A 14,262-nucleotide genomic window follows, 5' to 3' on the forward strand; every position below is an offset into this window, starting at 1 on the left:
GTGCAAGTACAAGAGACAAAGGCTGATAAGCTGTTCAATACAACGAACATCGTTATTCTGGTTGTTATTTTGCTGCTCACGCTGTATCCGTTATGGTTTATTGTAAGCGCTTCGATCAGCAACCCGGATCTGGTCAATTCCGGCAAAATGCTGCTATGGCCCAAAGACATCTCCTTCGCCGGCTATAAGAGCATCTTCCATGATAGCAGTATCCTGAGAGGGTACTTCAACACGATCCTCTATACGGTTGGCGGAACGGTAATCAATTTAATTGTGACCGTGATGGCGGGATATGCGCTGTCGCGCAAAGATTTTGTAGGAGGTAAATTTTTCACCATTATGTTCCTCATCACGATGTTCTTCTCCGGCGGTCTCATTCCGACATTTATGACGGTGAAGAGCGTAGGGCTATACAATTCACCCTGGGTGATGGTCATTCTGGGAGCTACATCCATGACCAACATTATTATTACGAGGACCTTCTTCCAGACAACGATTCCGACGGAGGTTCAGGAAGCGGCGCAGATTGACGGCTGCTCCAACATACGCCTGTTCCTGCAGGTCGTGCTCCCGCTATCCTCGGCGATCGTGGCTGTAATGGCATTGTTTAGCGCCGTCGCTCACTGGAACGGTTACTTCACCGCCTTGATCTACATCCGGGATGAGCAGTGGAAGCCGCTGCAGATTGTGCTGCGTGAGACGCTGCTGAAGAGTCAATTCAACGCCAATCTGCTTCAGCAGGGTGGCGATACGGCAGGACTGCTGCAGGAGGAGCTGCGGGCGGCGGAGCAGATCAAGTATGCGCTGATCGTCATTGCGTCTTTGCCGGTTATGGCGATGTATCCTTTTGTCCAGAAGTATTTTGTCAAAGGGGTCACGCTCGGATCGGTCAAAGGCTGACAATATAAACATAAATAGAGGAGGAGCAAGGAATGAAAAGAGGGGTAAAAGCAAGAGGCTTCGCAGGGTTCATGGTCATGATTCTGGTGTTCGCCTCAATGGTGGGCTGCTCGACATCGACCAATTCGGCTAACTCGGGTAATGGGACGAAGAATAATTCCTCAGCCTCGAACAACAAAGGGGCCGCGGGTGAAGGCCCGGATTACTTGAATCCGGTCGGTGAATATCCGATTACGAAGGATAAAATTACGCTGACGGTGATGGGCAAGAAGGACCCGGGCGGCACCGAGTGGAGCGAGCTTGAGATCTTCAAACGGTTGGCGGAGAAGACAAACCTTGATCTGAAGTTTGAGCTGGCTGAGGGCGACACCTTCAACGAGAAGAAGAATATTGCGCTGGTTGGCGGGGAATATGCCGACATTATCCTGAGAGGTGTAGAGAAGACCGATGAAGAAACCTATGGGCCGCAGGGGATCTTCCTCGACCTGACCGATCTGATCGATAAGTATGCACCGAATATTAAGGCGCTGCTTGACAAGGAGCCGGCTGTCCGCGCCGCTGTTACTTCAATGGATGGGAAAATCTACGGTCTGCCTTACTACTTCAAGACGGCGACAACACAGGGGCATCTTAGCTTTTTTGATTCACAGTGGATGAAGAATGTCGGTATCGAGACCCCTCCAACGACAACGGATGAGCTCTATACGATGCTGAAGGCGTTCAAGGAGCAGGATGCGAACGGCAACGGCGACCCGAATGACGAAATTCCGTTCTCCGGCGTCGGCCTGATCGCAATGCAAAACCTGCTGATCCCTGCATTCACCGGAATGACCGGCGGCATCGGCTTCGATGTCAATGATGCGGGCGAAGTAGTCTATGTTCCGGCGATGCCTGAGTATAAAGAGTTCCTAGCCTACGCCAACAAGCTGTATAAGGAGGGCCTGATCGACCGGGAGTTCTCTACCCAGACTTCCCAGCAGTGGCAGGCGAAGGTGAAGGGTGGATTGGTAGGCGTATACAACGCTTCTCCGACCCTGCTTGACCCTGAGACGACAAAGACGGAGCAGCTTAGTCTGGTTCCGCTTACATCACCGACGAATGATAAGCGAGTTGTGAAGACGCCGGATAGTCTGTATACCAGCCGCGCTGTCATCACCGATAAATGCAAATATCCGGAGGCCGCGATCCGACTGCTCGATATGTTCTATGCGACGGAGGAGAACGCAGTAGACGGCTTCTATGGCAATACGGTCTTCCTGGGCTATGAAGGCGAGCATTGGAAGTACACGGATGACACTAAGACCAAGTATGAATGGATTTCGCCGATCACAGGCTTCAGCGATATTAATAAGTCAGTCTCCGTGAACATGGAGCTGCCTGGGCTGCTGGACTTCACGGCTATCCCAGCGAATTATCCTCTAATGGAGATGAAGGTGAATCAGGTCAATCAGAATCAAGTTCCGTATTATCGAGATGCCTATCCGGTTAACGCCCGCTTCACGACGAAGGAATCAGAGAGAGGGAATGTCATCGAGAATGATCTGTTCTCTTATGTCAACCTGATGACAACGAAGTTCATTATTGGCGAGGAGAGTCTGGATAACTTCAATAGCTATATTGAGACGCTGGATAAAATGGGGCTGCCGGAGCTGATGGAGATTAAAACGGCGGCACTGCAAAGGTGGAACGAAGCGATAAAATAATCAAGTATTCTATCGGAAGGACGGAGGGATACCTGTGATCTATCATATCGACTCGATTGATGAATTAATGGCCTTGCCTATGGAGGGGCTGCAGAATGGCGATGCCGCCATTCTGTCCGGCCTGTCTGACTGCGTTGGGTCAGGCGGATTCGCTGCAAGGCTAGAGTGGCAGCCGGATTGCACGCTAAGCCATAACGGCGGCACGGTGATCGCGCCTGAGGCAGTGCGGCGTGTCAGCGAAGCCGGGCTCGCGGGCCAGAAGTCTGCCGGGATAGCCGGCGTGTCTCCTGGCGAGGCAAGCGCTCTGCTGCCTCCTGGAAGATGGCGGCTGCTTCATGGGGGTGTAGGCGATTTCCGCTATTTTGGTATCTTTGGCCCCGAGCGGCCTGCTGATCATGCGCTTGAGGCGATGGTGAACGATCCGGAGATCAAGCGTATTGAGGCCTATACCGATCTGCGCTTTACGAAGCGCCACAAATTTCACCGCAGCGGGCTGGAGCTGGACTTCAACAACTGCACGGTTACTGCGGATGGCATCGAGCCCGCTCAGCCTAATGATCCTTTTGGCGCTATTATGCATTTCTGCGGGAGACTTACCGGGAGCACACAGCAGTTAACACTGACCGAGCCGCTGCGGGAGTTGGAGGACATTTTCGAGGTCGCGGACAGCAGCGCCTTCCAGCTGTACGACTGGTGGGTAGTGACGGTAAACCCTTTGGCTGGCAAGGAAGAGAAGGAGATCGATAAGCTGTTGATGGTGACTGAGATTATCGATGCGACACATGTACGGCTCAACTATAAAATGGGCTGGGAACTTGCTGAAGGACGCATTCTTACTTATCGGAGAGCCCAGCCTGTTCGCCAGATCCATGTACGCAATATGGTGTTCTGGGGGAATGCTGGAGGCGAGGAGCAGGGAGCCCAGCCATTAGCGCTCGAATATGCGGTGGAGTGCAACGCCTCCGGGCTTAAGGCTTATCACACCTATTGGCCTGTCATTATGCGCAGGCACAATACTCATTATGTGACCGAGGGCTGCACGCTTGTTAATCCCGTTGAGGTGATCGTAGGCGGCACGGGTTATTTAACGCAACAAATTCATTGCCTGTATGGTAAGGTACGTGACTGTACGACCAGCAATGCGCGTCATCTGAACGACTTTACTGGCAGCGCCTACTGTATGGTCGAGAACTGCCATGGCGATGGCGACTATCATGGCGCCTTCGTCACGCATGGCCAGTTCGAGCACGATTTGACTTATATCGGAAATTCCGGTCTGATTTCCTTCGCCAACAGCGGGCCGACCTGGGGGGAGAGCGCCAAGAGGATTGCTGTGAAGCGGCATTCCGGCTGCTGGATGATCGCCCGGTCCAAGGTCTCCGACCTGACGCTCGAGGATGTGCATATCGTGAAGACGCAGAATTATCCGCAGTGCGGTACGATGCTGATTAATGCCGATGGCGTGCAAATCCGCGGCTGCACCGCCGATAAGCTGATTTTTACGCAGCGGAGTTCGCGTTCCCGGCGCCCGAATGTTGTTCAGGACTGCGCCTTCGCGGATGGAATTGAGATTGCACGCCAGGGGGCGCAGGCGGTAAAGAACAAAATTAGGATTCGGGACGAATTGTAGAATTAGCGGATTCCATGCTTACTCATGAGGAATCATTCATATCAGGACTTGAGGAGAGGGTTGCATCATGGCAAAAATTACGTTGGCTCTGGTTGGAGCAGGGGAGCGAGGGCAGTTCTCTTATGCTCCTTACGCCAGAACACATGAATATGAGCTTGAATTTATGGCAGTGGCCGACCCCAATGAGGGCAGACGTGCGTCATTCCAGAAGGAATATCATATTAAGGATGAGATGGCGTTCGCTTCAGGCGAGCAGTTCTTCGCCCAACCGAAGCTGGCGGATGCGGTGCTGATCTGTACTCAGGATAACCAGCATTTCGATTACGCCTGTCAGGCGATTCGCAAGGGCTATATCATTATGCTGGAGAAGCCGATATCTCCCAATTTGCAGGAATGTCTAGAGCTGCAGAGACTGGCGGAGGAGTATGGAACGACGATTGTGGTATGCCATGTTCTACGTTATACGAAATTTTATCGCAAAATGAAGGAGCTGATCGATAGCCGAGTCATCGGCGACATCGTCTCTGTGACTCATGCGGAGAATGTGGCATATTGGCATTATGCGCATAGCTATGTACGCGGCAATTGGCATGTAACGGCCGATTCTTCGCCAATGATTCTGGCCAAATGCTGCCATGACATGGACATCCTCGCTTGGCTGCTGGATTCGAAATGCAGTACCGTATCCTCCTTCGGCGATCTGAAGTATTTCAAGAAGGAGAACGCGCCCGAAGGCTCGCCGGAGCGTTGTACCGACGGATGCAGTCATAGCGGCACCTGCCCGTATTATGCGCCGAACATTTATCTGACCGAAGACACCAGCTGGCCGACCTCCTGCCTTGGCTCGGACATGAGCTACGAAGCGAGGAAGCGGGCATTAATGGAGGGGCCCTATGGCAAATGCGTATTCCATAACGATAATGATGTAGTCGATCACCAGGTTGCGACCCTGCTGTTCGATAACGGAGTAACTGTAGCCTTCACCATGAGCGCCTTCACGAACGATTGCGACAGGACGATGAAATTCATGGGAACGAAGGGGGAGATCCGGGCCTCGATGGAGAAGAACGTGATCGAGGTTACGGAATTCGCAACCGGTACGACGAATGAATACAGGATTAATCCGAGCAGCGCCAAGCACAGCGGCGGAGATGAAGGCATCATGGAGGAGCTGGTCGCGATTATCAAGGGGGAGAGGGATAACACCAATCTGATCCAGCAATCGGTTCACAGCCATGTGATGGCCTTCGCCGTCGAGGAGTCGCGCCTGACCGGGAGAACCGTTCAAATCGCTGATTTCGAGAAGCGGGTGATGGACGCTCAACAAGTGAGCGTGTAGCTATATTTATTTCAGAAACATAAGGGACAGCCATTTCTACACTTGAATTGTGTAGATGGCTGTCCCTTTTTTAAGCAGCAGTAACAGATACAGCATTCGAAGCTACGGCTCATTCCGGCTATCCTTATATTCCAGCCGATAATCACCTGGCGTCATCCCCTCGTATTTCTTGAATAGTCGGGTAATGCCGACTTCACTTGCATACCCCAATTGTAGGGCAATCTCCCTGATGGACAGATCCGTCTTGACGAGCAGTTCCTTAGCTCTGCCCAGCATATGCTTGGCGATATAATCTTTGATATTTTCATGCTTATACTTCTTGAATACATTGGAGATGTACTGGGGCGTTACCTCGAATTCCTGCGACAAACGATTCAAATCAAGCCATTGCTCTCCGGCGTTTTCATCGATATATTCGGCAATTTGCTGAACCAGCTTTTCCGTTTTGCTGATCACTCGATGCTCCGACAGCCGAGCGATGTTGTCAATCATATTGAGGAACCGCCGCTTGGCCACATCGAGTGAAGCATGGCCAATCATCTGCTCAATGATCCGTTCATCGGTCACAGGATCATCTCCTTTGGTGACAAGGGAGAAATTCATCACCTTCAGCAGAGTGGAGGCCATTTCGTAGAGCAGCAGCTTGGCTGCTCCTACCCCGATATTTTTAGACGTATTAATCTCAAAGATGGTATTCAGGAACTCCTTGGCCTCTTCGTATTGCCCTCTCTTCAGCAGCTCAATGAGCTGATGCTCTGTCTCCATCGAATAATAATAGTCAAAATGCAGATGGCCCAGATCACCGAAGCAGACGGTCTCATATACATCCCGCAGCTTACTGTACTCCAGCGCCTTCTTGGCTTCATCGTAGCAATTCTGCAGATTGACTAGCCGTGAATGAGGGGTACTGATGCCCAGGTTCAAATTCAGCCGATAATGCTTAGCGGCAAATTGGATCAACGTATTCGCCTGCTGCTTGGCCATTGCAACAGCTCCGGTAGGATCGAGACCTTCGCGCAGATTAAGCAGGTAGATCGATTGATTCCGGCCGGCGTCTAGGAAATAGCATATGAAATACTCGCTCATCAGCTCGCAGCCGACATTCTCCGCTACGACGCGTGTTAGCGACAGGCTCTTCTCTGACAGATTGGCATGGTCCATAAAAAATGAGCTGTCCATATCGATCTCCAGAGCGCCGATTAGGAAGGTATCACTAGCGAAAAGGATGCCGATCGAGGAGATCTGCTGAGCGGCCTCATCATAATTCGTCATCATGCCCCGGATCAGGTTCAGCAGATAATCGCGCCGTACGATCGGAATTTGCTTCTCAATCACCTCATTCATCTCTTTGCCGTTCTTGATTTGGTCAAGCAGCGTATTTTTAATATTCTCATATTCGTTCCGGCTGTCTCCTGGAGCTTGAGCATGCGATTGGATCAGATCATTGATCTCCTTCAGTGGCTTATAGCTGCGTTTGGCCAGGAAGCGGACGATGAACAGCCCTCCGATCAGATAGATGAGGAAGATGGCGATAAAATTCATTAAGTATTTTGTATTCTCTTTGAAGTACAGGCTCTTCGGTGTGGAAGAGATATATTTCCATCCATTCTTCTCAGATACGACCTTATTGATAATTTCTTCATGCGAGCTCCTGCCGTTTACCAACCCGTCTATCTTCTGCATATCGATTTCCGGTGCATTGTCCGAGCTGATGATCAGTCGGTTATTCTTATCCAGAATATAAACATCCGAATTGGTGACTTGGCGCATCTGGTTGACAAGGGTGAACATTTTCTTAGCATCGATGAAGAAGATGACTTGACCTAGAGGATCGGAGCTAGTCGTCATCGGGAACGACTGGATATAGGGAAGCACCTCAATTGTGGTGCTCTCATATTGATTCATTGTCTGAATGGTCATATATTCCTGAAAATGATTACCGTGCAAATAGTCCTTGGCGAAGGTGCCATAATCCAGATCCTTGAATTCGTACATCAGATGGAAGAACTTCCGGGCATCCATCTGAATATTAGGCGTAACAATCTCATCTGTACGATTCATATAGACGAAATAGTCGAACAGAAGCTCACGAGGTTTTCTTTTACTAGCCATGTCCTTCATCAGCTCGCTGTAGCTGTCTGTAGCCCCTTTGGCGGCAAGCTCCAGCTTTTTATTGAATACAATCTCATTGCTCAGCTCGCCTATATAGAGAAGGTCGTCCTCGATTCCCGTCTTAAGCTGATTCAGCAGAGTCACGGTGGATAGCTCGGTCTGCTTCGTAATCCGCTGGTTGATCTCGGCATAGTAGACGAACGCGCTTGAGAGCGTAAGAATTAAGATGGAGACATAAGACAAGACGAAGATGATATAGACGCTATTCTTCTTTTTGAATCTCGGCTTGTAGGACTGGAACAATGGCTCACTTCCTAATGTTAAAATAATTAAATCAGGATCAAATTTAGCGTACCACGCTTTTAAAGCGTTTTCAAAGCATTAAGTTATGCATTTTTATCTATTATTGCTAGGGTGTAAATATATATTTTTTCTGAATGATACAAATACAGGGGCTTCATCGTTACTTCCCATGAAGAGAGGAAAGGGAGTGAGAGGGTGGACACATTTTTGAAAATATACGATTGCTACTTCGACGATTTGTACCGGTATGTGCTGTTCCGGGTCGGCAATCGTTGGGATGCGGACGATCTAGTTAGCGATATTTTTCGCAAGGCGCTGGAATACAGCTGTAAGCATGGTGGAACGATCCCGGAATACGACCGGGCTTGGTTGTTCGCCATTGCACATAATCGGATTGTTGACCATTATCGTCGCAAGAAGGAGGCCGCTTACGGCGTTGATCCGGAACAGGGAGGCTACGAGCATATCCGGGAGATGTTCCAGGAGACGTCAGTTCAGAACGAATGTCTGGAGGAGGCACTGCTTCAACTAGAGAATGAGGATAGGGAGATGGTGCATCTGAAGTATATGGTTGGCTTCGCCTACCATGAGATGAGCCGGATGCTGGACAAGACGGAAGGTTGGCTGCGTACGCGCATGCATCGGATACGGAAGAGACTAGCAGTCGACATTGATCGCTGTCTGGAGGAGGGATGAGTCATGTCTGAGCAGAATCCGAAGTGGGTGGATGATCTGAAGAAGGTTCACGATCGGTTGCAGGTCGATGAGACGTTCAAGGCGGAGCTGCGGCGTTCCCTTATTGAGGAAGGGCAGAGCTATCCGCAAACAAGGCGTTCAAGGCGTCCGCAAGACAAGCGGAAGCAAAAATATATAGCTTGGGGTGCTGCAGCAGCAGTGGTTGCGATAGTGGTACTGCTCTGGAATTTGCTCCCCGTTCAAGACATGCCGCGTGTTAACGCCGCCGATTTGAGGTTGAAGCTGCAGTTCAATACGGTGCAGCAGCTCGGACAGGAGACGAGTGTAGCTATGGCGATGGATCAGGACGTAACTTATTACGCGATACCGACGGAAGGAGTCTACCGTCAGCATGGAGTTAGCTATGAACAGATCGTAACGGGAAAGGTGTCGGAGCTTGCGATCTCACCGGATGGGAAGCGGCTGGCTTATGTGGACGGGCGTGAGCTTCATATCTGGGAGGCGGATACGAAACAGACCAAGCGGGTCTTAGAAGCACCGGTACCGCTCGGCGAATTGGCCTGGTCGCCGGATGGGAAGCAGGTTGCCTATGTGCGGCATGATCCGGCCACGGATACCCTTTGGGAAGCGCAGCTATCCTCTGGTGAACAGCACTATTTGACCAAGGGAAGCTCTCTGTCTTATTTTCCGAATGAGGAGAAAATACTGTATGCCCGGCAGGAACAGATTTACACGCTTGATCTGGAATCCGGTACAGAGAAGCTATGGGGCGATGGATATTCGCCAGTGATCTCTCCAGACGGCAAGTATGTGCTTTATGTGCGGAAGGATGGTGGCGATCCGCAATTGGAGGATGCTTGGGTATCCGATTTGGATCGTCAGACCGAGCAGAAGATTACGCATAACCGCCCGATGGATGCCTGGGAGGATGGTCAACCGAAGGAAGGGGAGTATCAGTCTTCCTACAGCCTGGAAGGTCTCGTCTGGAACACCGATGGCCAGAGCATTGCCATGTATCAGGTTACGGAGACCAATGTTGAGTGGAGGCAGCTTGTCCGATATACGCTGGCAGAGCGGGAGGCTGGTCCAGAAGAAGTGGTAGGTCAGGCGGTAGAGGCGCTGATTTACCGAGATGAACGGCATGCCCATGACTTCTTCAGCTACGATCCCGGTTATCTAAAAGGAACCTCTCCGCGTCAAGTTGGCTATACAATTGTGAATACTGCAACTGAAGCGAACGGCAAGGCGGTGGTTACTGCAAAAATAGATTACTCCTATCAGTTCCCGTACTATAAAGTGGAAACTTACCAGTTCACCCTTACACGAGGAAATGACGGATATTTGATCGACAACATGGAGGAAACAGATAGCATCCGGATCTCGGATTGGAATGGCGAAATGGTCACGACGACGGAGGATGATCAGCGGGATCAATTGATTTTTCCTCTCGAACAAGTTCCGGTGGACAGTGGCTGGACCCATGTCGGTTTCGGAAATATCGTCTACCGTGAATCGGATCACGGACGCACGATCTGGTTCCTCGTCAAACAGCAACAGGGCGATCATTATCGGATGCGCCTAATGCGTTACAATTGGGATAAGGGAACGTTCAAGTCCTTAGGCACTCTTGACGGGGTGACGGAGTCGTCGATGATGATTATTGACGAAGCGGAGCAATGGGCTGCCATTGATGTTTCGCTTGGAGAAGAGAAGCGTGATATTGCCGTACTGTCACTTAAGGGGGCAGATGCTTCTCCGGTATATCTGTCTGACAAACTGCAGGGGCCGGGGAATTATGAGGATATAGGTACTCGCTTGTGGAAAGGGAAGAGCCTCAGCTTCTACGTAGAGTGGAACAGGCGCGATGTGTTTTTTAATTACAGTGCGGATACAGATACGACACAGAATAAGTAATTGTTTGATAGATATAGAAGATTCTTCTGTTACGGGAGAATCTTTTTTGTTTTAAAATAGAGATAACTTTTATGGTTATAGGAGAGGATTAGGATGTTCCTGATGAAGCGGAGTCTGTTCGCCAAGATCCTGCTAAGTATGCTGATTACGACGACAGTTCCCCTATTAATCACCAATTATATGTCCTATCATACGATCGGGCGCGCGGTCCAAGAGCAGTTGGTCGAATTGAACCAGAGTTCGATGGCGATCAAGATGTCGGGGATCACGAAGTATATTCATGACGTATCGCTGCTCTCCTATACGTACTACGGCGACCCTGAGTTAATGCGGCTTCTGACCAAGAGGGAGACGCAGACTCCGGCGGAATCCGTATATATCAAGCAGAGAATAGGGCGGAACTACGCGGCTTTTCCTGAGATCAGGTCGATCATTTACAAGAGTGCGTTGACGAATAAGCCGTTCATTGTAAAATCCGATCTCAATGAGCGTATCCCGATGCCGGACTTTGCCGAGCAGCCTCAGGCTGTGGAGGACGGTGGTGAATTCAGTCAGGAATATTCGATTGTGGAGTGGGGCGGAGAGAAGAGACTGCGGATTAACAAGACCTTCATCGATACATCGGACCGAGAGCTACTCGGGATGACGACGATGATCGTACGGGATACGGAATTGAAGCAGCTGGCCAATCCTCTAGGAACCGATGAAGATAGCAGGACGTATATTTTCCTACAGGATGATCTGCAGCTATTGTATGCGACACCGGGTCCGGATGAAGATCAGGATTGGATAGAGCGGCTGCGCGAAGAACCCAGAGCGGTCAAGGGACTGATCAATGATCCGAAGGGAATATACATTTACTATAAGGATGATGCTTACAATCTTCCGATTACACTAGTACGGTTCATCCCTCAAGCGGTTATTGACCAAGCGGGGAAGAAGGCGCTGAACGAATCCTTCACCATTCAGCTGATTGTAACCGTGTTTATCACAGTGATGGCGGGTCTGATCTCGTACTTCATGCTGTTCCGGATTAAGCGGATTCTCAGGCATATTAAGCATATCCAGATGGGTAATTTCGACATCCAGGCGAATTCGACGAGCTCCGACGAGCTGGGCGTTCTGGAGGACCGGTTCCAGGAAATGATTAAGCAGCTTGATATCCTATGGAATCAGCAGTACCGCTACCAGCTAGAGGTCTCGACGGCCCGTCTGAAAATGCTGCAGGCCCAGATTAATCCTCATTTTCTGTTCAATACGCTGCAATCCATCGGTTCACTCGCTATTAAGAAGAATGTGCCGGAGGTCAGCGATAAGCTAGCAGAGCTAGGGGCGATGTTCCGCTACAGCATGGATATCGATACGGAGGAGGTTCGTCTACAGGACGAGCTGGAGCACTTGAATTACTATATTTCGTTGCAGATTGGTAGATATCAAGATAGGATACAGTTCAAGCAGAGCTGTCAGGAGGAAGCGCTGGGCATTCCTGTTCCCAAGATGGTGCTACAGCCGCTTGTTGAGAACAGCATCGTGCATGGCATTGAGAGGGGCGAAGGTATCGGCGAGATTCATGTAGAGATTGAGGCGGCTGAGAAGCTGATCATTCGTGTTATTGACAACGGGCGGGGCTTCAGTGAAGAGACGATCCAGGAGATTCGCGATCAATATTCAGAACAGTTAATCCAGCAAGAATCCCGTTCGAGAATTGGTCTGATCAATGTATTCAAGCGTCTGCAATTATATTGTGGAGAGGGCTTCATCTGGAGTATCGAGAGCGAGCCTTACATTCGCACGACGGTAACCTTGGAAATCCCTTATCAGCATGGGAGTTGAACTAAGGAAGAACATCTCACCTGGATGTCATCATCGGTACAATCTCTAGTTCGACTTATACAAAAGAAGGAGTGTGAAGATGATGAAAGTGTTGATCGTAGATGATGAACAGCCTGTTCGGGAGAGTGTAGAGTTGTCCATCAAATGGGCCAAGCACGACATTACTGAGATATATATGGCTGGAGATGGAATAGAGGCGTTGGACATCGTCCGGCGGGAGGCTCCGGAATTGATTATATGCGATATGAGCATGCCACGTATGGATGGGACTGGCTTTCTTGAAGTACTACGCGAGGAGGGCTGGGATTCTAAAGTCATTGTATTGAGCGGCTACCAGGAATTCCGTTATGCACGGGCTACTCTGCTGGCTGACGGTGTGGATTATTTGCTGAAGCCCTTCAAGATCGACGACCTGGATAAGGCGATTGCCCGGGCTGTCCAGTCCATTCTGGGGAGCAAGCAGAATAAGAGCGAGGAATGGAGAAGGAGCCATCAGGTAAATGAGGCACAGGTGCTGCTCAATGAACAGAAGATGGTGACTTATCTCCAGAACGAGACGGTGAATCACGAAGGAGTCCGTCAATTGCTAACAGACGAAGGCTTCCCGCTGGAAGACTTCTATATTCTGCTCTTCCTGCCCCGGAATGTCGGCGAGGTCGTTGATCGGTATTTTATGGGGGATGAGTCGTTACTAATGTTCTCAGTTAGGAACATTCTGCGTGATGTGCTAAATCCGCTAGCCCATTACTATTTCTTCCGGATGGAATCCTTCCTCTGTGTACTTACAGTAGGGAATATATCAGCCGTCGAGATGGACTATTATCGCCGGAAACTGGAGGAGTCCTGGATGTCCACCATTCGAGTGGAGACCTTCTCAGGGTTCTCCCGGCAGAAGTTCGGCTACAGAGATATTCTGAGCGGATTGAAGGAGGCGAAGACGGAAATTCTGAAGTCTAATGTGCTTAATGGGCAGCGGATAGAGGATGATCAGCGGCAAATGCCTAGCCTCATGGATAAGGAATTACTGGTGCTGGAGGCGTTGAAGAAGCGGGACAAAGAGTATTTGGGCGAATTGATCCGCTCCTTTGTAATGGAACTGCGGGCTAGGGGCTATTTATCATTAAAAGAACTGCAGCATTATACCATCGAGGCCAATTTGCTCATTATGCGTGTTTCCCGGCAGCTTGAGCTGGAGCAGCATATCGAGCCTTTATCACTGTGGATTAGCGATCTGGAAGAATGGGAGAAGGCCTTGACACATACCTTCTGGATGATGATTGAATCGGAGGGGGAGAATCTGGCCTCGTTGCGCAGCATTCATGCGATCCGGCATTATATTGAATCCCATCTTGGCGAGGAAATCAGTCTGACTGTGCTAGCTGACAGGTTCTATTTCAGTCCGCAATATATTTCCAAGAAGTTCAAGGAGAACTATGATATGACGATCATGAACTATCTGACGCAGCTGCGGATGGACAAGGCCAAATCGCTGCTTAGTCATTCGGACATTAGCATTATCGAGATATCTCAGCTTGTAGGCTATGAAGATGATAATTACTTTGGCAAAGTGTTCAGGAAGCATGTCGGTGAATCTCCTTCTCATTATCGCAAGAAGCAGCAGGAACGTTGAGCGCCCGGAATGATTCAGATTTTACCTATACTGGCGAAGAGTTTACCTATTGGAGACCGATCTTGTCGAAATATAATTAACTTAGCAGCAGTAAGGGAACGATGGTTTGAAAACGTTGTCAAAGCAATCCGGCAGAAGTTTCGAACTATTGTCTCTAAGGAAACTGCTCAACAATGAATCGATCTGGTCAAAAATATCTAAC

Annotated in this window: 9 protein-coding genes; 8 read left to right on the top strand and 1 reads right to left on the bottom strand. The window is 49.9% G+C overall.

The window, feature by feature from the left end; translation table 11 throughout:
- The 4 genes from EI981_RS01895 (at position 1) to EI981_RS01910 (ending at position 5,572) form a co-directional block, all read left to right on the top strand.
- Entirely contained in the window at positions 1-900 is a 900-nt protein-coding gene (locus tag EI981_RS01895; protein ID WP_126994924.1) for a carbohydrate ABC transporter permease, read from the top strand.
- Between the two features lie 32 nt (positions 901-932).
- A complete protein-coding gene (locus EI981_RS01900; RefSeq protein ID WP_227011651.1) occupies positions 933-2,603 on the top strand; it encodes a type 2 periplasmic-binding domain-containing protein in 1,671 nt (556 codons plus the stop codon).
- Positions 2,604-2,637: 34 nt separating this feature from the next.
- Positions 2,638-4,233, top strand: coding sequence for a hypothetical protein (locus EI981_RS01905; RefSeq protein WP_126994926.1), 1,596 nt, complete (start codon positions 2,638-2,640; stop codon positions 4,231-4,233).
- Positions 4,234-4,300: 67 nt separating this feature from the next.
- A complete protein-coding gene (locus tag EI981_RS01910; protein WP_126994928.1) occupies positions 4,301-5,572 on the top strand; it encodes a Gfo/Idh/MocA family protein in 1,272 nt (423 codons plus the stop codon).
- Between the two features lie 102 nt (positions 5,573-5,674).
- Here the strand turns inward: EI981_RS01910 and EI981_RS01915 are convergent, their stop codons facing one another.
- On the bottom strand, positions 5,675-7,987 hold the full coding sequence (locus EI981_RS01915) for a helix-turn-helix domain-containing protein (protein ID WP_126994930.1): 2,313 nt from the start codon (positions 7,985-7,987) through the stop codon (positions 5,675-5,677).
- Positions 7,988-8,182: 195 nt separating this feature from the next.
- Between EI981_RS01915 and EI981_RS01920 the strand changes: the two genes are divergently transcribed.
- The 4 genes from EI981_RS01920 to EI981_RS01935 all read left to right on the top strand — a co-directional run bounded on the left by EI981_RS01920 (position 8,183) and on the right by EI981_RS01935 (position 14,060).
- Positions 8,183-8,683: an RNA polymerase sigma factor gene (locus EI981_RS01920; protein WP_162616057.1), complete on the top strand. Its 501-nt coding sequence runs from the start codon at positions 8,183-8,185 to the stop codon at positions 8,681-8,683.
- 3 nt (positions 8,684-8,686) lie between these two features.
- The gene (locus EI981_RS01925; RefSeq protein ID WP_126994934.1) at positions 8,687-10,597 is read left to right on the top strand and encodes a TolB family protein; all 1,911 of its coding nucleotides are present in this window, start codon (positions 8,687-8,689) and stop codon (positions 10,595-10,597) included.
- 93 nt (positions 10,598-10,690) lie between these two features.
- Entirely contained in the window at positions 10,691-12,430 is a 1,740-nt protein-coding gene (locus tag EI981_RS01930; RefSeq protein WP_126994936.1) for a sensor histidine kinase, read from the top strand.
- Between the two features lie 79 nt (positions 12,431-12,509).
- The gene (locus EI981_RS01935) at positions 12,510-14,060 is read left to right on the top strand and encodes a response regulator (protein WP_126994938.1); all 1,551 of its coding nucleotides are present in this window, start codon (positions 12,510-12,512) and stop codon (positions 14,058-14,060) included.
- Positions 14,061-14,262 lie beyond the last annotated feature (202 nt).

This window comes from Paenibacillus lutimineralis, from assembly GCF_003991425.1.
Taxonomy (GTDB): Bacteria; Bacillota; Bacilli; order Paenibacillales; family Paenibacillaceae; genus Fontibacillus; species Fontibacillus lutimineralis.

What these genes read in the sequence shown, in the direction of transcription:
- EI981_RS01900 (WP_227011651.1), top strand. Translation starts at nt 933, where the DNA reads ATGAAAAGAGGGGTAAAAGCAAGAGGCTTCGCAGGGTTCATGGTCATG.
- EI981_RS01910 (WP_126994928.1), top strand. Translation starts at nt 4,301, where the DNA reads ATGGCAAAAATTACGTTGGCTCTGGTTGGAGCAGGGGAGCGAGGGCAG.
- EI981_RS01925 (WP_126994934.1), top strand. Translation starts at nt 8,687, where the DNA reads ATGTCTGAGCAGAATCCGAAGTGGGTGGATGATCTGAAGAAGGTTCAC.
- EI981_RS01930 (WP_126994936.1), top strand. Translation starts at nt 10,691, where the DNA reads ATGTTCCTGATGAAGCGGAGTCTGTTCGCCAAGATCCTGCTAAGTATG.
- EI981_RS01935 (WP_126994938.1), top strand. Translation starts at nt 12,510, where the DNA reads ATGATGAAAGTGTTGATCGTAGATGATGAACAGCCTGTTCGGGAGAGT.